The organism is Xanthomonas sp. JL1 (assembly GCF_038405005.1).
In genome coordinates, this window is the sequence record NZ_JBBYGR010000021.1 from 1 (window position 1) to 21,444 (window position 21,444).

At 65.4% G+C, this 21,444-nt stretch carries 18 protein-coding genes and 3 pseudogenes; 2 read left to right on the plus strand and 19 right to left on the minus strand.

Features of this window, described 5'->3' with window-relative positions:
• The 16 genes and pseudogenes from WJW29_RS05015 to WJW29_RS05090 form a co-directional block, all read right to left on the minus strand.
• Positions 1-211, minus strand: a pseudogene (locus tag WJW29_RS05015) (ISL3 family transposase); the annotation flags it as partial.
• Between the two features lie 119 nt (positions 212-330).
• The gene (gene queE, locus WJW29_RS05020; RefSeq protein ID WP_011408117.1) at positions 331-1,014 is read right to left on the minus strand and encodes a 7-carboxy-7-deazaguanine synthase QueE; all 684 of its coding nucleotides are present in this window, start codon (positions 1,012-1,014) and stop codon (positions 331-333) included.
• A gap of 42 nt (positions 1,015-1,056) precedes the next feature.
• A complete protein-coding gene (gene ybgF / locus WJW29_RS05025; protein ID WP_011258440.1) occupies positions 1,057-1,875 on the minus strand; it encodes a tol-pal system protein YbgF in 819 nt (272 codons plus the stop codon).
• Positions 1,876-1,881: 6 nt separating this feature from the next.
• Positions 1,882-2,400, minus strand: coding sequence for a peptidoglycan-associated lipoprotein Pal (pal, locus tag WJW29_RS05030; protein ID WP_011408116.1), 519 nt, complete (start codon positions 2,398-2,400; stop codon positions 1,882-1,884).
• 57 nt (positions 2,401-2,457) lie between these two features.
• Positions 2,458-3,777, minus strand: coding sequence for a Tol-Pal system beta propeller repeat protein TolB (gene tolB / locus WJW29_RS05035; RefSeq protein ID WP_041182054.1), 1,320 nt, complete (start codon positions 3,775-3,777; stop codon positions 2,458-2,460).
• 259 nt (positions 3,778-4,036) lie between these two features.
• Positions 4,037-5,077 (minus strand): cell envelope integrity protein TolA, encoded by a 1,041-nt coding sequence (gene tolA / locus WJW29_RS05040; RefSeq protein ID WP_011258437.1) that lies wholly within the window; start codon positions 5,075-5,077, stop codon positions 4,037-4,039.
• A complete protein-coding gene (gene tolR, locus WJW29_RS05045) occupies positions 5,067-5,516 on the minus strand; it encodes a protein TolR (protein ID WP_011408114.1) in 450 nt (149 codons plus the stop codon). The genes tolA and tolR overlap by 11 nt, the downstream gene beginning before the upstream one ends.
• 156 nt (positions 5,517-5,672) lie before the next feature.
• Positions 5,673-6,452 carry a protein TolQ gene (tolQ, locus tag WJW29_RS05050; protein WP_011258435.1) on the minus strand — a complete coding sequence of 260 codons (780 nt, stop codon included), beginning with the start codon at positions 6,450-6,452 and terminating at the stop codon, positions 5,673-5,675.
• Positions 6,453-6,463: 11 nt separating this feature from the next.
• Positions 6,464-6,922, minus strand: coding sequence for a tol-pal system-associated acyl-CoA thioesterase (gene ybgC / locus WJW29_RS05055; RefSeq protein WP_011258434.1), 459 nt, complete (start codon positions 6,920-6,922; stop codon positions 6,464-6,466).
• 52 nt (positions 6,923-6,974) lie between these two features.
• The gene (gene ruvB, locus WJW29_RS05060; RefSeq protein WP_010363979.1) at positions 6,975-8,012 is read right to left on the minus strand and encodes a Holliday junction branch migration DNA helicase RuvB; all 1,038 of its coding nucleotides are present in this window, start codon (positions 8,010-8,012) and stop codon (positions 6,975-6,977) included.
• Positions 8,013-8,140: 128 nt separating this feature from the next.
• Positions 8,141-10,048, minus strand: coding sequence for a potassium transporter Kup (locus WJW29_RS05065; protein ID WP_011258433.1), 1,908 nt, complete (start codon positions 10,046-10,048; stop codon positions 8,141-8,143).
• A gap of 199 nt (positions 10,049-10,247) precedes the next feature.
• Positions 10,248-10,832: a Holliday junction branch migration protein RuvA gene (ruvA, locus tag WJW29_RS05070; protein WP_011258432.1), complete on the minus strand. Its 585-nt coding sequence runs from the start codon at positions 10,830-10,832 to the stop codon at positions 10,248-10,250.
• Between the two features lie 157 nt (positions 10,833-10,989).
• On the minus strand, positions 10,990-11,514 hold the full coding sequence (gene ruvC, locus WJW29_RS05075) for a crossover junction endodeoxyribonuclease RuvC (RefSeq protein WP_011258431.1): 525 nt from the start codon (positions 11,512-11,514) through the stop codon (positions 10,990-10,992).
• Between the two features lie 114 nt (positions 11,515-11,628).
• Positions 11,629-12,357, minus strand: a complete 729-nt coding sequence (locus tag WJW29_RS05080) for a YebC/PmpR family DNA-binding transcriptional regulator (RefSeq protein WP_011258430.1) — start codon at positions 12,355-12,357, stop codon at positions 11,629-11,631.
• Between the two features lie 89 nt (positions 12,358-12,446).
• A complete protein-coding gene (locus tag WJW29_RS05085) occupies positions 12,447-13,124 on the minus strand; it encodes an alpha/beta hydrolase (protein ID WP_027703718.1) in 678 nt (225 codons plus the stop codon).
• 99 nt (positions 13,125-13,223) lie between these two features.
• Positions 13,224-13,358, minus strand: a pseudogene (locus WJW29_RS05090) (GNAT family N-acetyltransferase); the annotation flags it as partial.
• On the opposite strand from WJW29_RS05090, the gene avrBs3 reads away from it, so the two are divergent.
• On the plus strand, positions 13,354-16,869 hold the full coding sequence (gene avrBs3 / locus WJW29_RS05095) for a type III secretion system effector avirulence protein AvrBs3 (RefSeq protein ID WP_011408407.1): 3,516 nt from the start codon (positions 13,354-13,356) through the stop codon (positions 16,867-16,869). The pseudogene WJW29_RS05090 and the gene avrBs3 sit on opposite strands and share 5 nt — an antisense overlap.
• Here avrBs3 and WJW29_RS05100 read toward each other — a convergent pair.
• Together WJW29_RS05100 and aspS are read right to left on the minus strand one after the other, a co-directional pair.
• A pseudogene (locus WJW29_RS05100) lies at positions 16,869-17,267 on the minus strand (GNAT family N-acetyltransferase); the annotation flags it as partial. The gene avrBs3 and the pseudogene WJW29_RS05100 overlap by 1 nt on opposite strands.
• A 511-nt stretch (positions 17,268-17,778) precedes the next feature.
• A complete protein-coding gene (aspS, locus tag WJW29_RS05105; protein ID WP_011408113.1) occupies positions 17,779-19,545 on the minus strand; it encodes an aspartate--tRNA ligase in 1,767 nt (588 codons plus the stop codon).
• A gap of 157 nt (positions 19,546-19,702) precedes the next feature.
• On the opposite strand from aspS, the gene WJW29_RS05110 reads away from it, so the two are divergent.
• A complete protein-coding gene (locus WJW29_RS05110) occupies positions 19,703-20,479 on the plus strand; it encodes a DUF3011 domain-containing protein (protein ID WP_011258426.1) in 777 nt (258 codons plus the stop codon).
• A gap of 497 nt (positions 20,480-20,976) precedes the next feature.
• Here WJW29_RS05110 and WJW29_RS05115 read toward each other — a convergent pair whose 3' ends face one another.
• Complete coding sequence (locus tag WJW29_RS05115) at positions 20,977-21,270, minus strand: zinc ribbon domain-containing protein (RefSeq protein WP_011408112.1); 294 nt, start codon at positions 21,268-21,270, stop codon at positions 20,977-20,979.
• Positions 21,271-21,444 lie beyond the last annotated feature (174 nt).

Consider the following 21,444-nt stretch of genomic DNA (forward strand, 5'->3'; position numbering starts at 1 on the left):
ACTCGTGCTGGAAAAAGTTCAGGTGCCGGTAGGTCTTGACCACGGTGTCATGAACCGGATGCAGCCCCTTTTGGCCCGATACCTTGAACCTCGTGCCCGGCTTGAAGTCCACCGGCACCGTCAACACCTTGGTCGCTTCGTCGAACTCGACCGCGCCTACCGACCACGGCGCGCCGATCCCCAGCGCCGCTTCAAACACCTTGGCCGTCATCCCAATCCCCGCGTCAGTGGTAAACCAGCCGAAATCCTACCCACTCAAATTCTCAGAGAGCCAGATCTGTTTACCAGCGTCAGACACTAGGCCAATCCGCTGCGCTACGCGCTTGATCCTCAGCGCCCAGGCTCATCATTCCAAAGCAGCTTATGCAACTGCATCTGGAAGCGCACCGGCAAGCGGTCGGCCACGATCCAGTCGGCCAGCTGTCGCGGGCCGACTTCACTTTTGCTCGGCGAAAACCACACCGTGCAGCGGCGATCCAGCGCGTGCGCGGCGACGATCTCACGCGACCATTCGTAATCGGCACGGCTGCAGATCACGAACTTGATCTGGTCGCGCGCGGTCAGCAGCAGCAGGTTTTCCCAGCGGTTGCGTGCTTCTTCGCCGGATGCGGGTGTCTTGATGTCGACCACGCGCGAGACGCGTGGATCGACAGCGGACACGTCCAGCGCACCGGACGTCTCCAGCGACACGTCGTAACCGGCATCGCAGAGTTTCTGCAGCAACACCAGACAACGCTTCTGCGCCAATGGCTCCCCGCCGGTCACGCAGACATGGCGCACGCCATGCGTGGCGACTTCGGCGAGGACGTCGTCGATGTCATGCCACTCGCCGCCATGGAAGGCGTAGGCGGTGTCGCAATACACGCAGCGCAGTGGGCAGCCGGTCAGACGCACGAACACCGTCGGCCAGCCAGCGGCTTCGGCTTCGCCTTGCAAGGACAAAAAGATTTCGGTGATCTTCAATCGCGGCAAGGGCGATTGAATAATCTCGCTAGGGACGGTGGCAGCGTTCATGGGCAAAGTATGCGCCGTGCCGACAAGCACAGACGCGCGGGCTCAGCGCAGTTGCTGGCCGAGGCGGATGGACTGCAGGCGTTCCTGAGCGACGCGTGCCGCATCGGAGCCGGGATACTGCGAGGCGACATGCTGCAAGGTCCGCTGGGCTTCGTTGTTCTTGCCTTCACCGTACTGCGAAAGGCCGAGCTTCAACAGGCCACCAGCGGCCTTGTCGTGTGTGGGATAACGGCTGACGAGATCGCGAAACTGCGCCTCGGCAAGCTGGAAATTGCGGGTGGCGTAATAACTCTCACCCAGCCAATACAAGGCATTGGGGGTATAGACGCCGTTGGGATAGAGCTCCAGAAAGCTCAGGAACAGCTGAGAGGCATCGTCGTACTTGCCGTTCTTCAACGCATCGAAGGCCACGTTGTAGGCAGTACGTTCGTCGTTGCTGACGGCCAAGGTGCCTGGGTCGCCATGGACGGTAGGCGGCTTCTCGGAAGTTGCCGCCGTTGGGGGCCGCGCAGCGGGTGCCGGGGCCGGAGTCACGCTGCCGGTCGCTGGGGGCAATGACGGCGTTGCGCCACCTGCGCCTTCCAACCGGTTCAAGCGTCCATCCAGGTCCAGATATTGGTCCTTGGACTGCTGCTTGAGTTGCTCATTGTCGTGCTGAAGCTGTTCGACGGTCGACCGCAATGCCTGCAGGTCCGAACGCGCCTGCTGCAGCTGATTGAGGAGATCGTTGTTGGCCTGACTATTGGCCTGCTGCTGCTCGAGCACGGCCACACGATCAGCGAGACTGGCTCGCTGTGCGTATGCCGGCGCGGCGACCACAAGGGCCGCCGCGACGAACAGGGATGTCACTCGAAAGCGCATCGCTTCTTACTGAGCCGTGTACACGATTTCGACCCTGCGGTTCTGCGACCAGCAGGACTCGTTCGACTCGGTGCAGACCGGACGCTCTTCGCCGTAGCTGACGACGGTCAGCTGGCTGGCCGAGCCGCCGGCAGCCTGCAAAGAGGACGACACGGCATTGCCGCGACGCTCGCCCAGACCCATGTTGTACTCACGCGAACCGCGCTCGTCGGCATTGCCCTGCAGGGTGATGCGCGAGGAAGGACGGTCACGGAGGTACTTGGCGTGGCAAGCCATGATGGCCTGGAATTCCGGCTTCAGGGAGTCCTGATCCAGATCGAAGTAAACAACGCGCTGACGCAGGCAGGCATCGGTATCCAGGTCGCCGGGGCCGTACAGGCCAGAGGTGGACGGGCCGGTGGGAACCGAGGAACCAGCGGTGGTATTGGTTGCAGGTGGCGGAGTTTCCTTCACCTTCTTCGAGCAACCAGCCAGCACGGCGACGGACAATAGAGAGACAAGCAAGACGCGGGTGGACTTGTTCATGGGGTACCTATGGAGGCTCTGGGCCAATGAGTGGTTTAACGCAGCGAAATATTAACATTAATGCGCGGTTCGGTAAGGCCCCCATGCGGGTTCTCTCACATCGCCGTCGGCCAGCACTAGACGCTGGCGGACCCGAGCGTCGGAAGAGACGGCGTACAGCACGCCACGGCCGCCTTCGCGCGCCGCGTACAACACCATGCTAGCGTTAGGCGCGAAGCTCGGCGATTCGTCCAGAGATCCCGGCGACAGCGTGCTCCAGCTGGGCGAACCCAGGCTGCGGTCCATCATGGCGATGCGGTAGGTATTGCCACTGCCCTGTGCCACGGCAATCTTCTTGCCGTCGAACGACACACTGGCGGTGGCGTTGTAGTTGCCCTGGAAGGTGACACGGTTGGCGCTGCCGCCGCTGGCCGCGACCTGGTAGATCTGCGGACGACCGCCGCGATCAGAGGTGAAGTAGATGCTGCCGCCATCCGGCGCCCAGGTCGGCTCGGTGTCGATGCCGAAGTGGTTGGTGAGCTGGGTGAGCTGCTTGCTGCCCAGGTCCATCACGTAAATTTCCGGGTTGCCACTACGCGACAGCGCCAGCGCCAGGCGACGGCCATCCGGCGAGAACGACGGCGCGCCATTGATGCCGCGGAAGCTGGAGACCAGTTCGCGCGCGCCGGTGGCGATGTCCTGCAGGTAGATCGACGAGTTGCCGCGCTCAAAGCTCACATAGGCCAGCTTCTTGCCGTCCGGGCTCCAGTTGGGCGACAGCAACGGCTCGGCCGAACGTACGATGGTCTGCGGATTGTAGCCATCCGAATCGGCCACCATCAGCGCATAACGCATGGCGCCGCCCTTGCCGCTGGCAGTCACGTAGGCGATGCGGGTCCAGAACGCGCCGCGCACGCCAGTGATCTTTTCATAGATCGCATCGGCCATCTGGTGCGAAACATCGCGCATTGCGTTGGCACGCGCGGTCATCGCCAGGCCCAGCATGCGCTCGCCCTTCGCGACATCGAACAGCTCGTACTCCACGCGATAGGCGCCTTCGCCCGCGTCCATGACGCGGCCAACCACGATGTAGTTCTGCTTGAGGGTGCGCCAGGTCTGGAACTGCACCTCGGTGCCACGGGTCGGCTTTTCGACGATCTGCGCGGCCGGCAGCGTGCGGAACTGGCCGGAACGATCAAGGTCGGCGCCGACCACCGCAGACACATCGGTCTGCGGTGCAGTGCCGGAGCCCTGGTAAGGCATCGGAATGACGGCGATCGGCGTGGCCGAAGCGCTACCGCCGACGATATCGATGGTGAGGCCTTGCTGCTGCGCGAGCGCGCTCAGCGGCAACAACAGGACGGTCAAGGCGGCTAGCCAACGCAGCGGTTTCTTCATGGACGGCTCGGATCGGGCAGGAAAAGTGTGCAAGGGATAGCAATCAGCGAGTGAACATACGCGCAATCGTGAATGAGTTGACGTGAAAATGGAGCGAGCGATCGTGTAGCAGCATGGGGGGCACCATTGATGGACAGCGTTGACGTGGCAGCTCGCCTGCTGCCGTTTGGGGTTGCAGCGTGCGTACCGGAATCAGCCACCCTTTCATCGCATCAGGCTGCGGCGCCGATGGATGGCATCCGCAGCCTGACGACGATCATTACTGGTCCTGCGCGGTGAATACGAAGGTCAAATTGCGCTGGAACACCGATTCAAACCCGCGGTACGGCAATGGCTGTGCACTCAACACGGCCGCCTCGATCGAACGCTGACCGGCCTCGTCATAGGGGCAACCCGGCGCCACCTTGGCCTCCATCACGCTGCCGCCCGGCAACTGCCGGATGTTGATCGTGCATTTCTGGCCCGGCGGCACCGACGGCGGGCGCACCCACTGCGCCAACACCTTTTGCTGGATCGCCGCAACGTACTTGGCCGACAAATCGGTGCTGGTACCGCCCTGCCCTGCAGTCGGCTGCGCGCTGGTCGCGGTGGCCGCGGAGGACTGCTGCGCACGTGCGGCGGCAACCTGGCGCAGCTTTTGCTCGGCCAGCGCCATGTCCTTATCGGCTTGCGCGCGCTGACGACGGATGTCGGCGATCTTCTTCTGGCGTTCGGCGTCTTCCGCCGCCTGCTGCGCGGCCGCCTGCTTCTTCTTGGCGTCGGCTTCTTCCTGCTGCTTGGCCAAGCGCAACTTCTGCTCTGCCTCTTCCTGACGTTTGCGCTCGGTCAGATCGATCTGCTCCTGACGGCGCTTGGCTTCCTGTTCCTGCTTGGCCTTTTCGGCGGAAATCGCCAGGGCGTCGACACGATCCTGGTCGACCTTGTCGGGCTGGGCGACACGCTCCTGTGCCTGTGCCTGCTGTGGCGTGGGCGCATCCTGCGGACGCGGCTCGGGAATCGGCTGCGGCGGCGGCACGCTGTCTTCCGGCGCAGGTTCGGGCAATGGTGCCGGCGGCGGCGGCGTTTCGACCGGCGTGGCCTTCAATGCCTGGCGTGCAACCCGCGCATCAGCGGCGGACACGTCCAGCGAGGCTTCCATGCTGGGGTCGCCGGCGGCCGGTTCGACCGAGCGTTGGGGCGACCACAGCCAGCCGGCGATAAACACCAGCGCGACCAGCACGTGCACCACCAATGCCAGGACGACCGGTCGGAGCCAGCCGTCATCGCGCGCCGTCTGCGTGGGGAGTGCGTCAGCGTGCATCGCTGCCTGCAGTGCCGCCGGAGTCGGAAATCAGGCCCACCTTCTCGACCTTGGCCTGCTTGAGCACACCGATGGCGTCCATGATCTTTTGATACGGCGCGGCGCGATCGCCCGCCACCACCACGCGCGCATCCTTGTCTTGCGCCACGATCGCAGCCAGCTGCGCCTGCAGCGCAGCCACGTCCATCGGCTGCGGCTTGCCCTTGGGCAGTTGCAGAGCCAATTTGCCATCGGCGGCGACCACCACCACGACCGGGTCCTGCTTGCTCTCCAGCGACTTGGCGCGCGAGCTGGGCAGGCTGACGTCGGTGCTCAGGGTCAGCAACGGTGCGGTCACCATGAAGATGATCAGCAGCACCAGCATCACGTCGATATACGGCACGACGTTGATGTCGGATTTGAGCTTGCGCTTCTTACGGCGGGAAATACCGGAGATCATCGCGAAACGTTCCTCATTAGTCCTCGGCGCCGGCTGGCAGCGTGGTCGCACAGTGTCCGTGTAGGGAGCACCTGCGCGTGGCGCTACGCATCGACGCGACTGGCTCTCCCGAGCACGTCCCGCGTGACGCAAGCGGGTGCGTGCCGGGAGCGCGCATCACTCGTCCGCGCCGACCTGACGCTGCAGGATGGAGCTGAACTCGTCGGCAAAGGTTTCGTAGCGCACCGACAGCCGTTCCACGCGCGTGGTGAAGCGGTTGTAGGCCCACACGGCCGGGATCGCGACGAACAGGCCGATAGCGGTGGCGAACAACGCTTCGGAAATGCCTGGCGCCACGGCCGCAATACCGGCCTGCTCGCCGCTGCTGACCATGTCATGCATGGTCACCATGATGCCGAACACCGTACCGACCAGGCCGACGTACGGCGCGGTAGAGCCAATGTTGGCCAGCAGTTCGAGATTGCGCTCCAGCTGATCGACTTCGCGGGTGAAGGCGGTACGCATGGCACGCTGTGCGCCTTCCAGCTGCACGCGTGCATCCAGACGGCGACGGTCGCGCAGACGCGAGAACTCGCGGAAGCCGCCTTCGAACATCGATTCCAGACCGCCGACGCTGCGGTTGCGGTCGGTTGCCGAGGCGTACAGCTTGGCCAGATCCGCACCGGACCAGAAGCGGTTTTCGAACTCGTCCGCCTCGCGGTTGGCCTGCTTGAATGCACGCGCCTTGCGGAAAATGATCACCCAGCTGATGAACGAGCCGATCAGCAGCAGCAACACGATGATCTTGACCGGGATACTGGCGCGCAGGATCAGGTCTACATAGTTGATGCTGCTGTTGTGCGCCACGCTGGCGGTCTGCGCCGCGGCAGCGGCGACGTCCTGCGGTAGTGCTTCCACTACCGTGTCCTGCAGGGCCAGGAGCAATGCAATCGACATCCGTTCGTTCCTCAGTAATCGGATTCTGTGGTTTCTAAAGCTTTCAACACGTCATACAGCGCATCGTCCATGCCACGCGGGCGGAAGTCGCTGGCATCCAGTGCGGCAATGCGCACCTCAGCGGTCAGCAGCACTTCGCCTTCGCGACGGACCGATTGCGCGAACAGCAGGCTGGCCCGTCTGCATCGCAGCAGCACCGCCGACACTGACAGCGCGTCGTCGAGCCGGGCCGGCTTGAGGAAATCCAATTGCATCGAGCGGACCGCAAACACCAGATCGTGCTCCTGGCGCGTGCGCTCCTGCCCGTAACCGAGCGCGCGCATCCACTCCGAGCGCGCACGTTCCATGAAGGCGACGTAGCGCGCGTGGTAGACCACCCCGCCAGCGTCGGTATCTTCCCAGTAGACGCGTGTCGGCCAACTGAATATGGACGGGGATGCGGGATGTGGGATGCGGGATGCGGTGGTCATGAGCCAGGAATGTCGATCGAAATGCCCCAGGCGAGCAACGAACGCAGCGTCATCAGAACAAGTCTCCCGGTTCGCCGATGCCCGGAGCGCGGTCGCGCGGCGGCTTCAGGCCCAGATGCAGATAGGCCTTGGTGGTGACCATGCGGCCGCGCGCGGTGCGGATCAGAAAGCCCTGCTGGATCAGATAGGGTTCGATCACGTCTTCCAGCGTGCCGCGCTCTTCCGACAGCGAGGCGGCGAGCGATTCAACACCGACTGGGCCGCCATCGAAATGCTCGACGATGGTGCGCAACATGCGACGGTCGAGCTCGTCGAACCCTTCCGGGTCGACCTTGAGCATCTGCATGGCCGCCTGCGCCACCGGCAAATCGATATGCCCGGCCGCCTTGACCTGGGCGTAGTCGCGCACGCGGCGCAACAGCCGGTTGGCGATACGCGGGGTTCCACGCGCGCGGCGTGCGATTTCCGCAGCGCCCTCGGGCGTGCAGTCGATGCCTAGAATTGCCGCCGAGCGGATCACGATGCGGGTCAGCTCCTGCGGCGAATAGAACTCCAGCCGCTGCACGATGCCGAAGCGGTCGCGCAGTGGCGCGGTCAGCAACCCGGCACGGGTGGTGGCGCCGATCAGGGTGAACGGCGGCAGATCGATCTTGATCGAACGCGCGGCCGGGCCGTCGCCGATCATGATGTCGATCTGGAAATCTTCCATCGCCGGGTACAGCACTTCTTCCACCACCGGCGAGAGGCGGTGGATTTCGTCGATGAACAACACATCGTGCGGCTGCAGGTTGGTCAGCAGCGCGGCCAGATCGCCGGCCTTTTCGATCACCGGGCCGGAGGTCACGCGCAGGCTCACGCCCAACTCGTTGGCGATGACGTGGCTGAGCGTGGTCTTGCCCAACCCGGGCGGGCCGAAGATCAGCACATGATCCATCGCCTCGCCGCGCGCCTTGGCCGCCTGGATGTAGATCTCCATCTGCTCGCGCACCGGCTGCTGGCCGAGATAATCGGCCAAGCGCTTGGGACGAATGCTCGCATCGGCGGCATCGTCTTCGCGGGTGGAGCTGCTGGCGATGATGCGCTGGTCCATGAGAGCGGGAGTGGAAGATTCGGGAGCGGGAATTGGAACCGAATAGTATCGGACGCGGGCGCGTTCAGCGCTACGCGCTTACCAATCCCGAATCTCCAGCCCCCAATCCCGGGCCGCCACCGGCGGCCTCAGATCTCGACTTGTGCGCCCAATTCGACCAGGCGATTGCCGGGAATGCGGAAGAACCCGGTCGCCGGGGCGGCGTTGCGATGCATCAGCGCGAACAGCTTGTCGCGCCAGATCGGCATGCCGCGGTTGGCGCTGGCCACAATGGTTTCGCGGCTGGCGAAATAGGTCGTGTCCATCGGATCGAAGTAGATGCCGCCCTGGTCGCAGGAGCGCATCAGCGCCAGCGGCACGTCCGGGGTCTCCATGAAACCGAAGCGCACATGCACACGGTAGAACTCGTCGCCGATCGCCTCGATCTTCAGCCGTTTGCCGGCGGCGGCGTACGGGCCCTGCAACGTTTCGACCGTAAGGAACACATTGCGCTCGTGCAGCACCTTGTTGTGCTTGAGGTTATGCATCAGCGCGTGCGGCACCACCATCGGGTCGGCGGTGAGAAATACTGCCGTACCCGGCACGCGCACCGGCGGCGCCAGCATCAGCCCGGGCAGGAAGGTATCGAGCTTGATGCCGTCCTTGCGGATCTCATCGTGCAGCAGCTTGCGGCCGCGGCGCCAGGTGCGCATCAGCGTAAACAGGATCAGCCCCAGCAGCAGCGGGAACCAGGCGCCGTCCAGGAACTTGATGATATTGGCGTAGAAGAACGCGCAGTCCACCGCCAGAAACACCAGCGCGAACAGCCACAGCAGCGGCGCCGGCACACGCGGATTGGCACGCGCGTAAATGACCATCAACACGGTGGTGATCAGCATGGTGCCGGTCACCGAGACGCCGTAAGCGGTCGCCAGCGATGTCGAGTCGCCGAAACCGACCACCGCCACCGCCACCGCCAACAGCAGGCACCAGTTCACCGCCGGCACGTAGATCTGGCCGATGGTGGAGTGCGATGTGTGGCGAATGTGCATGCGTGGGATGTAGCCCAGCTGCATGGCCTGGCTGGCCACCGAATAGGCGCCAGTGATCAGCGCCTGCGAGGCGATCACCGTGGCCGCAGTGGCCAGCACGATCATCGGGTACAGAGCCCACTCGGGCACTGCTTCGTAAAACGGATTGCTGACCGCGGACGGATCGCGCAGCACCAGCGCGCCCTGCCCCAGGTAAGTCAGGGTCAGCATCGGCAGTACCACGAATTGCCAGGAGCGACGGATCGCCTTGGCACCGAAATGGCCCATGTCTGCGTACAGCGCCTCACCGCCGGTGACTGCCAGCACCACCGCACCGAGCACGAACACCGCATGCCAGTTGTGTTCGACGAAGAAAAGCACGCCCCACCATGGGTTCAACGCATGCAGCACTTCCGGTGCGCGTGCCATGTTGTAGACGCCGATCGCGCCTAACGCGAAGAACCAGACCAGCGTGATCGGGCCGAACGCCTTGCCTACACGCTCGGTGCCGAAGCGCTGGGCCAGGAACAGCATGCCCAGCACCACCAGGGTGATCGGCACGACGAACGCTTCGAGTTTGGGCGCGGCCACCTGCAGGCCTTCCACCGCCGACAGCACCGAGATGGCCGGGGTGATGACGCCGTCGCCAAAGAACAGCGACGCACCGAAGATGCCAAGGATGCCGACCACGTACATCGAGCGCGAACCGCCCGGCAGGGTGCGTTGCGCCAGCGCGGTGAGCGCCATGATGCCGCCCTCGCCGTCGTTGTCGGCGCGCATGATCACGGTGACGTATTTGAGCGTGACCACCAGCATCAGCGCCCAGAACACCAGCGACAGGATGCCCAGCACGGTGTCGTGGTCCGGGGTCAACCCGTAATGCGGCGAAAACGCCTCCTTCAAGGTGTACAGCGGGCTGGTACCGATATCGCCGAAGACGACACCGATGGCACCGATGACCAAGGCGGTTTGGCTGTTGGCAGACGCGTGGCCGGAGCCGGCTGCTGGTGTAGGAGTGTGGGACATGAGGTGAGCAGTTTTCGCCAGACAGCGTGAAGAAGATGAGGGACACAGCGCTTGCCGAAGGCACCTGCACCAAAACCGCGCAGGCTACCAATGTACGGGCTGGCCGCGGGCAAGGATGCGCAGTGTACGAGCCGCCCCTGCCGATTCCGAGTGCCGGCCGCGCCCGCTTGGCAGCAGCGCAGTGATGGGGCGGCTGCGCTCAGCGCAGCGCGGCTTGCAGGGCCTTGCGAATGACCGTGGCCACCTCACCGCCTTCTGCACCGGCATCGCGCGCCATGCGGGCAGCCTCGGCAGGCTTGTAGCCCAACTGCTGCAAGGCCACGGTGGCTTCGGAGATGGCATCCGGCCCCAGTTGGCCGGTGATCGGCGCGCCGCTGCTGAAGTCGGCCGCGCGGTCGCGCAGCTCCACCACCATGCGCTCGGCCGTCTTCTTGCCGATGCCGGGGATGCGGGTCAGCGCGGTGATGTCGCCACTGGTGATCAAGCGGGCGAATTCGTCCACGGTCACGCCAGACAACACCGCCAGCGCAATCTTGGCACCGATACCGGTGACCTTCTGCACGTCGCGGAACAGCCGCCGCTCGCCCTCGCGCAGGAAGCCATACAACGACACGCTGTCTTCCTTTTGCGCGTAATGGGTAAACAGGATCACGTCGCGACCGACATCGGGCAGGTCGTAGAAGGTGCTCATCGGCGCCTCCAGCTCGTACCCCACCCCGCCCACGTCGATCACCAGCCACGGCGGCTGCTTGTAGGCCAGGATCCCGCGCAGACGGCCGATCATTGGGCACCGGCGTGGCGGTGCCGGGATTCGGGATTCGGCATTCGGGATTGGCAAACTTCCTCACTGCCGTTGACGAGGGCTGCGCACCGCCGAAGCGGCACAGCGCGCGCGGACTCGCCGCTGCGAATCCCCCATCCCGAATCCCGAATCCAGATTGTCATTTCTTGCGGCTCCAGGCCTGTTGGGTATTGACGCCCAAGCATTGCGCAGTCGCGCGCACGTGGGCGTGAGTGATGGCGACCGCCAGTGCGTCGGCGGCGTCGGGCTGCAGCTTGCCTTTCAAGTTGAGCATGATGCCGACCATGTGCTGCACCTGCAGCTTGTCCGCGCCGCCTTTGCCGACCAGCGCCAGCTTGACCTCGGTGGCGGCGTACTCGTGCACCGGCAGGTCGCGCATGACCACCGCGCAGATTGCCGCGCCGCGCGCCTGGCCAAGCTTGAGCGCGGAAGCGGCACTCTTGCCCATGAACACCTTCTCGATCGCCACCTCATCCGGCCGGTAGGTTTCGATCAACTCGCCCAGCCCGTGCAACAGGCGCTTGAGCCGCTGGGAGAAGTCGCCCTCGCCCAGCAGTATCAACGGCGCGTGGTGCACATGCCGGCTGCGACCGCCCTCGTCGATATCGATGATGCCGATGCCGGTGCGCTGCGAGCCGGGATCGATGCCCAGGATGCGGGTCATCTAGAAGCCGGGACTGGGGGATGGGAGGTTAGGGATTGGTAATGCACGTGCAGGGTGCCGGTCGCATCGCTGTTGCGCATCCCCAATGCCGAATGCCGCCATCCCCGTCTTCATTTACGCGCCAAGCGCCGCTTGATCGACGTTCGAATACACGTCCTGCACGTCGTCCAGGTCTTCGAGCATGTCCAGCAGCTTGCGGACCTGCACCGCCGTGTCGCCGTCCACGGCGATGTCGTTGTCGGCGCGAAAGACGATTTCGGCGTGCGCCGGCTCCAGGCCGGCGGCAGCCAGGGCGTCCCTGACCTGGGCGAAGGCGTCCGGGGCGGTGAGCACGTCGATGGCGCCGTCTTCGGGATAGACCACCACATCGTCGGCGCCGGCTTCAATGGCGGCGTCGGTGAGGGTGTCCTCATCGATGCCGGCGGCGAAGCTGAGCACGCCCAGGCGCTTGAACATGAAGGCCACCGAGCCCTCGGTGCCCATGTTGCCGCCGCATTTGCTGAAGGCATGGCGCACGTCGGCCACGGTGCGCACGCGGTTGTCGGTCAGGCAGTCCACGATCACCGCCACGCCGCCGGGCGCATAGCCCTCGTAGCGCACTTCTTCGTATTCCACGCCTTCCAGCTCGCCGGTGGATTTCTTGATGGCGCGCTCGATCACGTCCTTGGACATGTTCGCCGACAGGCCCTTGTCCATGGCGGTGCGCAGACGCGGATTGTTGGACGGGTCGCCGCCGCCAGCGCGCGCGGCTACGCTGATCTCGCGGATGATCTTGGTGAACATCTTGCCGCGTTTGGCGTCGGAGGCGTTCTTGCGGCCTTCGATCGAGGGGCCTCTACCCATGGGTGGTTCCAGACTGGCTTGGATGACAGGGCGCGGATTTTACCTGATTGCCTGCCCTCACCGGGGCCACAACATCCGCCGGCGCATGTTCACGACCGAAAGCGGCCGCAGCGCAGGAAGGCCAGCGCCTGTGCGGCGGCCTCGGGCGAGCGCAACAGGCCGCTGTGGCTTGCCCGCATCACGCAATGGTCGCGCAACCCGGGCAGACGGGTTTCGGCCAGTGCAACAGTTCCGTCCGAATCGCCGTCGAGCGGGGCAAGCCAACGGCCGACCCCGCGCGCGACGCTGCCGGCGACCTGACCGATCTCGGCCTGGCCATCCCAGCGCGCGAAGCCCTGTTGCAAGATCGCGGCGCTGCGGCCCATCGCCCACAGCCCGCCGCGTTGCGCCAGTCCGCGTGCAGCGGCACTGCCGCATAGCGGCGAGCCCAGACAAACCACGCGGCGCACCGGCAGCTCGGGCGCATCCTGCAATGCCTGCAGGGTCATCAGGCCGCCCAGGCTGTGGCAGACCACCCACTGCGCACGGCTGGCGCGCAGACGTTCGATCAAACATGGCACCGCCCGCGCGGGACCGCCGAGCACGCTGGCGTAACCGAACAGCGCAGGCGCCAGGCCGTCCGCACGCATCCGCCGCGCCAACGGCAGCAGCCAATGCGTGGTGTTCCAGATGCCATGCACCAGCAGCACGTCGGCGGTCGCGGCGGTGGCCTGCGCGCGTGGATTGCGCCGCGGCGTGGCCGGGCTGATGGGTGATGCGCTGGACACTGAGGTGGTTACCGGGACATGGGCGTCAGATGCGTGTCTGCCGCGCGCGGGACTGCGACGGTGCAGGCGCAAGCGCAATGGCCGGCGGCACAGGTCCGCTCAGGCCGCTGCAAGCACCGGCCTATGCCGCAGGATGTATTCGCGGTCGACGATCTTGCCGACCGGAAAATCGTATTCGCCCACCTTCTCGAAGCCATAGCGGGCGTACAAGCGTTGCGCGCCGAAATTCATGGATCCCATTCGTTCGCGCACGCCAAGTCCTGCCCGCGAGCTTCTGCCCGGACCCCAACCGGATAGGGTTCAGCCGACTGCAGATCGGGGGGGGGCTCCGCCTGCTGGCGGCCCCCTGGATGGCTTGCCCGCTCGGCGGACGATGTCCCGGACCCGGCTGCCATCTCCCCCTGCGCCCTCGCCTGCGTTCTCGGCGGGCAGCTTCAGCGATCTGCTCCGTCAGTTCGATCCGTCGCTTCTTGATACATCGCTTCTTGATTCGATGCCTGCCGTCGGCACGCCGCATACAGCGGCTGCCCCAGCAGAGTGGGATGAGGTGCAATCGGGTCTGCGTGCAGCCGATGACCCGCCACCCACCGTGCGTGTCGCTGTCACTGCCGCGCGGCCGCCGCGCGCCAAGCCGGCCCCGCGACGGCGTGCGGCGCAACCCTCCGACGCTTCGCCGGCCGCGCAGGTGGATCTACGCACGCTCGGCTACAGTCAGCAGCAGCAAGAGAAGATCAAACCGAAGGTGCGTTCGACAGTGGCGCAGCACCACGAGGCACTGGTGGGCCATGGGTTTACACACGCGCACATCGTTGCGCTCAGCCAACACCCGGCAGCGTTAGGGACCGTCGCTGTCAAGTATCAGCACATAATCACGGCGTTGCCAGAGGCGACACACGAAGACATCGTTGGCGTCGGCAAACAGTGGTCCGGCGCACGCGCCCTGGAGGCCTTGCTCACGAAGGCGGGGGAGTTGAGAGGTCCGCCGTTACAGTTGGACACAGGCCAACTTCTCAAGATTGCAAAACGTGGCGGCGTGACCGCAGTGGAGGCAGTGCATGCATGGCGCAATGCACTGACGGGTGCCCCCCTGAACCTGACCCCGGACCAAGTGGTGGCCATCGCCAGCAATATTGGCGGCAAGCAGGCGCTGGAGACGGTGCAGCGCCTGTTGCCGGTGCTGTGCCAGGCCCATGGCCTGAACCCGGACCAAGTGGTGGCCATCGCCAGCAATAGTGGCGGCAAGCAGGCGCTGGAGACGGTGCAGCGGCTGTTGCCGGTGCTGTGCCAGGACCATGGCCTGACCCCGGACCAAGTGGTGGCCATCGCCAGCCACGATGGCGGCAAGCAGGCGCTGGAGACGGTGCAGCGGCTGTTGCCGGTGCTGTGCCAGGACCATGGCCTGACCCCAGACCAGGTCGTGGCCATCGCCAGCAATGGCGGCGGCAAGCAGGCGCTGGAGACGGTGCAGCGGCTGTTGCCGGTGCTGTGCCAGGCCCATGGCCTGAACCCGGACCAGGTGGTGGCCATCGCCAGCAATAGTGGCGGCAAGCAGGCGCTGGAGACGGTGCAGCGGCTGTTGCCGGTGCTGTGCCAGGCCCATGGCCTGAACCCGGACCAAGTGGTGGCCATCGCCAGCAATAACGGCGGCAAGCAGGCGCTGGAGACGGTGCAGCGGCTGTTGCCGGTGCTGTGCCAGGACCATGGCCTGAGTCCGGACCAGGTGGTGGCCATCGCCAGCCACGATGGCGGCAAGCAGGCGCTGGAGACGGTGCAGCGGCTGTTGCCGGTGCTGTGCCAGGACCATGGCCTGACCCCGGACCAGGTCGTGGCCATCGCCAGCAATGGCGGCAAGCAGGCGCTGGAGACGGTGCAGCGCCTGTTGCCGGTGCTGTGCCAGGACCATGGCCTGACCCCGGACCAGGTGGTGGCCATCGCCAACAATAACGGCGGCAAGCAGGCGCTGGAGACGGTGCAACGGCTGTTGCCGGTGCTGTGCCAGGACCATGGCCTGACCCCGGACCAGGTGGTGGCCATCGCCAACAATAACGGCGGCAAGCAGGCGCTGGAGACGGTGCAGCGGCTGTTGCCGGTGCTGTGCCAGGCCCATGGCCTGCCCCCGGACCAGGTCGTGGCCATCGCCAGCAATATTGGCGGCAAGCAGGCGCTGGAGACGGTGCAGCGGCTGTTGCCGGTGCTGTGCCAGGACCATGGCCTGACCCCGGACCAGGTGGTGGCCATCGCCAGCAATGGCGGCGGCAAGCAGGCGCTGGAGACGGTGCAGCGGCTGTTGCCGGTGCTGTGCCAGGACCATGGCCTGACCCCGGACCAGGTGGTGGCCATCGCCAGCCACGATGGCGGCAAGCAGGCGCTGGAGACGGTGCAGCGGCTGTTGCCGGTGCTGTGCCAGGACCATGGCCTGACCCCGGACCAGGTGGTGGCCATCGCCAGCAATGGCGGCGGCAAGCAGGCGCTGGAGACGGTGCAGCGGCTGTTGCCGGTGCTGTGCCAGGACCATGGCCTGAGTCCGGACCAGGTGGTGGCCATCGCCAGCCACGATGGCGGCAAGCAGGCGCTGGAGACGGTGCAGCGGCTGTTGCCGGTGCTGTGCCAGGACCATGGCCTGACCCTGGACCAGGTGGTGGCCATCGCCAGCCACGATGGCGGCAAGCAGGCGCTGGAGACGGTGCAACGGCTGTTGCCGGTGCTGTGCCAGGCCCATGGCCTGACCCCGGACCAGGTCGTGGCCATCGCCAGCCACGATGGCGGCAAGCAGGCGCTGGAGACGGTGCAGCGGCTGTTGCCGGTGCTGTGCCAGGACCATGGCCTGACCCCGGACCAGGTGGTGGCCATCGCCAGCAATGGCGGCGGCAAGCAGGCGCTGGAGAGCATTGTTGCCCAGTTATATCGCCCTGATCCGGCGTTGGCCGCGTTGACCAACGACCACCTCGTCGCCTTGGCCTGCCTCGGCGGACGTCCTGCCCTGGATGCAGTGAAAAAGGGATTGCCGCACGCGCCGGAATTGATCAGAAGAATCAATCGCCGTATTCCCGAACGCACGTCCCATCGCGTTGCCGACCTCGCGCACGTGGTGCGCGTGCTTGGTTTTTTCCAGAGCCACTCCCACCCAGCGCAAGCATTCGATGACGCCATGACACAGTTCGGGATGAGCAGGCACGGGTTGGTACAGCTCTTTCGCAGAGTGGGCGTCACCGAATTCGAAGCCCGCTACGGAACGCTCCCCCCAGCCTCGCAGCGTTGGGACCGTATCCTCCAGGCATCAGGGATGAAAAGGGCCAAACCGTCCCCTACTTCAGCTCAAACACCGGATCAGGCGTCTTTGCATGCATTCGCCGATTCGCTGGAGCGTGACCTTGATGCGCCCAGCCCAATGCACGAGGGAGATCAGACGCGGGCAAGCAGCCGTAAACGGTCCCGATCGGATCGTGCTGTCACCGGCCCCTCCGCACAGCAATCTTTCGAGGTACGCGTTCCCGAACAGCGCGATGCTCTGCATTTGCCCCTCAGCTGGAGGGTAAAACGCCCGCGTACCAGGATCGGGGGCGGCCTCCCGGATCCTGGTACGCCCATCGCTGCCGACCTGGCAGCGTCCAGCACCGTGATGTGGGAACAAAATGCGGACCCCTTCGCAGGGGCAGCGGATGATTTCCCGGCATTCAACGAAGAGGAGCTCGCATGGTTGATGGAGCTATTGCCTCAGTCAGGCTCAGTCGGAGGGACGATCTGATCCGACCACACGCCGATCCACAGGGTGCGTGGGCCGTCGCGTTCCAGCCATTGCAGCGCGGTTTCGAACAGCCGGCTACCCCAGCCGCTGTTCTGGTAGTCCTTCAGCAGATACAGCCGCTTGAGCTCTCCATCGCCGGGGCGCACATCGTCATGCGGCAGCCCGCACGGGCCGGCAGCCGCATGCCCGACCAGCAGGTTGTCCATCTCCAACAGCCAGATCGCGTAATCCGGGTGCGCCAGCACGATGCGCGCACGCTCCACGGCATAGGTCTCTTCCAGGAAACCGTGCAGGTCTTCTTGCGGATACAGATGCCCGAAGGTTTCGGTGAAGGTCTGTGCGGCCAGAAGCGACAGCGCTTCGGCATCGTCCGGCGTGGCGCGGCGAATGCGGGTCATGCGGGCCCCTCTGGCAAGTCGACGGGGCAGCTTCTCGCATGCTGCGGCGCTGCTGCAAGTGGGGAATCGAGAATGGGGAATGTGGAATAGGAGAGCGTCCTGCGATTCGGACATTGCTGCGCCTGCGGAGCTGGCAGGCCTGAGCATCACGAGGTCTGGTGCTACGTGCTGTGGAGCGCCACGCATGGAAAGCGCTGCGCCCCATGCTTGATCGCCTGCACGCAGCTCCGACCCACCCCCTGATGTTGCGCGGGTCGCATTCGCCGGCTCCACCAATATCTCCCGCATCATCAACCGCACTCTGGCCGCGCGCGATGCCGCCACCGCACCAGGAAACGTCGCAGTTCGCCACTGGCGTGACGCACCTCCCATGCGCCACGCTGCGCATGCACTGGTTCGCCATGACATTGAGCGCCGCGCAGATTGGCCAAGCGATGCCGTTCCCGGAAGGTCGCTCGCCGCGCATAAATAACACGGCCACGCGCTAGGCGTGGCCGTGCTTGATCGCGGATCAGACCTGCTTCGAGCGGACCTGCACGTGCACTTCGGCAAGTTGGTCTGCGGCGATCGGCGACGGGGCGTCGGTCATCAGATCCTGCGCGCCGGTGGTCTTGGGGAACGGGATCACGTCGCGGATGGACTCGGTGCCGGCCATCAGCGCGGCGATGCGGTCGATACCGAACGCGATGCCACCGTGCGGCGGGGCGCCATAGTTCAACGCATCCAGCAGGAAGCCGAACTTGGCCCGCGCTTCTTCTGCACCGATGCCCAGCAACTCGAACACCGCGCTCTGCATGTCGGGGCGATGGATACGGATCGAGCCGCCGCCGATTTCATTACCGTTGAGCACCATGTCGTAACCGCGCGAGACCGCGGTGCGGGCGTTGGCGCGCAGGTCGGCGATATCGTCCACCGCCGGTGCGGTGAAGGGGTGATGCAGGGCCACGTAGCGCTGCGCTTCCTCGTCCCATTCGAACATCGGGAAATCAGTGACCCACAGCGGCGCCCAGCCCTCTGCGACCAGATCGAACTCCTTGCCGGCCTTCAGGCGCAGCGCGCCCATGAAGTCGGACACCTTGGTGTAGCCACCGGCACCGAAGAACACGATGTCGCCATTGCCGGCGCCTACATGCTTGAGCAGCGCGGCGAAGGCTTCTTCGCTGAAGAACTTGGCGATCGGCGAGCTGACCTCGCCGGTCTCCGACAGCTTGATATAGGCCAGGCCCTTGGCACCATATTTGGCGGCATGCGCGGCGTAGTCGTCGATCTGCTTGCGCGACAGCGTGGCGCCGCCGGGGATGCGCAGCGCAGCCACGCGGCCATCGGCATCGTTGGCGGCGGCAGTGAACACCGGAAATTCGCTGGATTTGACCAGTTCCGCCACGTCGACCAATTCCAGGGCGATGCGCAGGTCCGGCTTGTCCGAACCGTAGCGACGCATCGCCTCGGCCCAGGTCATGCGCGGGAACTGCGCGGCCAGATCGACATCCACCACTTCCTTGAAGATGGCGCGCATCATGTCTTCGACAAAATCCTGCACGTCGCGTTCGCGCACGAAAGCGAATTCCATGTCGAGCTGGGTGAATTCCAGCTGGCGGTCGGCGCGTAGCGCTTCGTCGCGGAAGCAGCGCGCGATCTGGTAGTAACGGTCGAAGCCGGCCACCATCAGGATCTGCTTGAACAGCTGCGGGCTCTGCGGCAGCGCATAGAACTCGCCCGGATGCATGCGCGCCGGCACCAGGAAGTCGCGCGCGCCTTCCGGGGTGGCCTTGGTCAGGATCGGGGTTTCGATGTCCTGAAAATCGCGCGCATCCAGATGCCGGCGCAGCGCCTGCACCAGCTTGATGCGGGTGCGCTGCATGCGCTGCATTTCCGGGCGACGCAGGTCCAGATAGCGGTACTTCAGGCGGGTTTCTTCGCCCGGATTCTCATGCGCGTGGAACGGCAGCGGCGCGGCCTTGTTGAGGATGCTGATGCGCGTGGCGATCACTTCCACCTTGCCGGTGCGCAGCTTGTCGTTCACCGCATGGCGCGCGCGCACAACGCCTTCGACCTGCAACACGTCCTCGTAGCCCAGGCTGGCGGCCACCTTGAACAGCTCTGCGCTGGCGTCGTCGCCGGCCACCGGTTCCACCGTCACCTGCACGATGCCTTCGTGGTCGCGCAGGTCGATGAAGCACACCCCGCCCAGGTTACGGGCCACGTCGGTCCAGCCGGCGAGAGTGACGGTTTGGCCGATCAAGGTCTCATCGACCAGGCCGCAGAAGTGGGTACGCATCGAAAGCTCCGCTGAAAACCCGACGCAGGACAGCGCCGGAAAGCCGGATATTCTGGGGCCGGCGGGCGACAGGAGCAAATGCGCAGGCGCTCACGGGCGCTTAAGTCAGCGCCCGGCTGAATAGGCGCCACGCCCCTTCTGCACCAAGGACGACACGATGCTGCGCACTGCCCTGCTGCTCTCCGGCTTCGGCCTGATCACCCTGACAGGCGCGTGTGCCAGCGCCACCGCCAGCGCGCAGGAACGCGGCTGGGACGGCCCCAGCATCACCTGTTCCAGCAACGACAACCGCCACCGCGAGTGCGATACCCCGTTCCGCGGACGTGCCGTGCTGGTGGAAAACATCTCCGGCACACGCTGCATCGAAGGCAGTAACTGGGGCAGCGATCGCGGCCGGATCTGGGTGGACGATGGCTGTCGCGGTCGCTTTGTCGAAGGCCGCAACGGCGGCTGGGGCGGCGGCGATGGCCCTGGTGGTGGCTTCGGCGGGATCGCTGGGACGGTGCGCTGCGAAAGCAACGCCCAACGCCAGAAAATCTGCGACACCGGCTGGCGCCGCGCCATGTTGGTGCGCCAACTCTCCAACACGCCCTGCGTGGAAGGCCGCAACTGGCGGCAGGAAGGCGGCCGGATCTGGGTGGACGACGGCTGCAGGGGCGAATTTGCACAGGCCCGCGGTGGCGGTGGCTGGGATCGCGGCGACGGCGGTTACGGTGGTCGCGACGACCGCCTCCGCAACGACTACGCCATCACCTGCGCCAGCGACGACCGCCGCCTGCGCACCTGCGCCTGGGATGGCCGCTATGGCCGCCCGGTGCTAACCCGCCAACTGTCCGACACGCCTTGCGAGGAAGGCCGCACCTGGGGCTACGACGATCGTCGCGCCACGGTGTGGGTCAACGCTGGTTGCCGGGCGCGCTTCGATGCGCGCTGATGCGCTGGTTGCGCAGGCCGGCGTGGTGGGATTCGGCCTGCGCGTTTCGGTGAGGCGCAGGGGCGATCGCTAAAGACGACAGCAGCGATACAGCAGCTATCTGGCTGGGGATACAGCTGTCGGATCCGGCCGAGGCGACGATAGACGTTCGGCAAGGAACAGCATGGGCAATGCACGCATCGGACCTGCCAGGCAGGCACATGCCTCACTTTCGGCTGTCCTGCAACGGCATCGGAGCGTGGCGTAGCCCTTTATCGACGATGGCCCCGGTCTGCGAATGCTCGCCCGCACTGCGTTGCGAGGGCTACCAGAAATCGAACTGCGGGCGCAGCGCGGACCACGGCAAGTGGCGTCGGCGTCGGCCTGACACAGCGCCTGACCGAGCGACCACCAACAACGCAATCCGCCGTGACACTGCCAGCAGTGCGGTGCTCAACGCGGGATCACTGCGCCATGCGGCATCCTGCCAGGCGGCGTAATCCGCGCACCGTGACCACTTATGCCGGATCGGACGCGGGCTTGGCCGCCGGCTTGCTCTCCGCTGCTGCGGCTGGTGTGGCATCGCCACCGGCGCTGCTGCTTTCGGTGAGGTTTTTCTTTTTCTCGCCGGCCGACTTGAAGTCGGTTTCGTACCAGCCGCTGCCGGACAGGCGGAACGACGGCGCGGTGACCTGACGCTTGATCGTCGCCGCGGCGCAGGCCGGGCAGGTCTGCGGATCGGGGTCGGCCATCTTCTGCAGGCGGTCGAATGCGTGGCCGCAGGTGGTGCACTGGAAACCGTAGATGGGCATGGCAGGATCGGTTGAAGACGATGCAGGGGCGCAGATTCTAGACGTATGCGGGCTGGCAGGTGCAGGGGTGCGTGGGCGACAGCGACGGTGGGCGGCGCGTAGCGGGCCGCGACCGTTGATGGCCGCCTCGAGAACATGCTTGGGATGGATTGCCTGTGCCGATGCAATGGCCAC